The organism is Halomonas sp. 707D4, assembly GCF_024158685.1.
Lineage (GTDB): Bacteria > Pseudomonadota > Gammaproteobacteria > Pseudomonadales > Halomonadaceae > Vreelandella.
In genome coordinates, this window is the sequence record NZ_JAMZBD010000616.1 from 1 (window position 1) to 1,552 (window position 1,552).

Annotated in this window: 3 protein-coding genes; all 3 read right to left on the reverse strand. The window is 67.5% G+C overall.

Features of this window, described 5'->3' with window-relative positions:
- Positions 1-583: cation:proton antiporter (locus tag BIS11_RS17210; protein ID WP_253586673.1), on the reverse strand; the 583-nt coding region annotated here is incomplete at its 3' end.
- Positions 584-648: 65 nt separating this feature from the next.
- Positions 649-1,056: a hypothetical protein gene (locus BIS11_RS17215; RefSeq protein ID WP_253418695.1), complete on the reverse strand. Its 408-nt coding sequence runs from the start codon at positions 1,054-1,056 to the stop codon at positions 649-651.
- A 73-nt stretch (positions 1,057-1,129) separates the two neighbouring features.
- Positions 1,130-1,552, reverse strand: a 423-nt coding sequence (locus BIS11_RS17220) for a transglutaminase family protein (protein ID WP_253586675.1), incomplete at its 5' end; no start/stop codon positions are given.

A 1,552-nucleotide genomic window follows, 5' to 3' on the forward strand; every position in this document is an offset into this window, starting at 1 on the left:
CCATCTGGATCACGAACAGCTGCAGCAGGCTCAGGCCCGGCTGCATGTCGTTGACCACCACTTCCAGCAGACCCACGGTCAGGAAGATGGCCATGGGGTCGTTCGAGGCACTCTCGATCTCGAGGGTCGACTTCAAGCGCTTGTTGATATGGATGTTGGCGTTGCGCAGCAGCGAAAATACCGCCGCGGCGTCGGTGGAGCCGACGATGGCCCCGAGCAGAAGCCCTTCCAGCGGCGAGAGCCCGAGGATATAGGTGGCCGCGAGGCCGGTGACCACGGCGGTGACCAGCACGCCGAGGGTGGCGAGCAGCGAAGCGGGTTTCCATACCGCCTTGATGGAGGCGACCGGCGTCTGCAGGCCGCCGTCGAACAGGATGACGGCGAGCGCCATCGTGCCCAGGGCGTGGGCCCAGACCGGGTTGTCGAAGGCGATGCCGCCGATACCGCTTTCGCCGGTCAGCATGCCGATGATCAGAAACAGCACCAGTACCGGAAGACCCAGGCGCGCGGAGAGCTTGCTCGAGAGAATGCCGACCAGAATGACCACGGCGGCCAGAAGAATCAGTTTGTCGATCAAAAACATGACGTGTCCTTCACACATGACTCGAATGACGAGGGAAGCACGCCCTCAGGGCGTGGATGAGCGTGTCACGATGGCGGGTGTGAAGGCGGGGCGCGCGAGCGGGCGAGTCGGTACGCCTCGGGGTGGCCATGGCCGGGGTCGGGCGCAAGGCCTCTATGTCCGCCGGCGCGATTCACCCACGGCCAGTAGTGCGTCGCAGGCAGCGCCTCGTGGCCGGGGTCATAGGGCAGTACGGCAGGATCGCCCTTGGCCTCGCTGTGCTGAATGCGCGGCAGTGCCGGAAGGTAGGCATAGCCGCGCGGGTCGCTGTGCGAGGTGGCGACGTGCTCGTCGCGCTTGACGTCCTGCAGCTCGATGGCGTGAAGGTGGTTCGAAAGCCCGAGCAGCAGGATGGCGAAGCAGGCCCAACCCAGCCACCGCTCGATGCGGGAGACGGCGCTTGGCAGGCGAGGCTGGTCGGGGCGTGACGGCATGGCGACTTCCTGTAGGGAGCGCCTATCTTCCGGCCTGGAGCGTGAAACCGTCAAGTCGAACCGCCCGGGCGCGTCATATCGTGCCGGGCGTCGCCAGCGGCACCACGTCGACCTCCACCTCCAGGCGGTGGTGGCCCCCGCCATTCATCACCCCTTTGAGCGGTGCCACGTCGAAGTAGTCCCGCCCCCAGGCCAGCACCGGGTGGCGCTCGCCGGCCAGCGTCCCGTTGGTGGGATCGAGGGCGAGCCAACCCCACTCCGGCACCCACAGCGCGAGCCAGGCGTGGGAGGCGTCCGCCCCGACCAGCCGGGGCTGGCCCGGTGGCGGCTCGGTTTCCAGGTAGCCGCTGACGTAGCGCGCCGAGAGTCCGATCGAGCGCAGCGCGCCGATCATCAGGTGGGCGAAGTCCTGGCACACGCCGCGGCGGTTGGCCAGCACCTCCGAGAGTGGCGTGGCGAGCGTCGTGAAGCTCGGGTCGTACTCGAACTGTTCGTG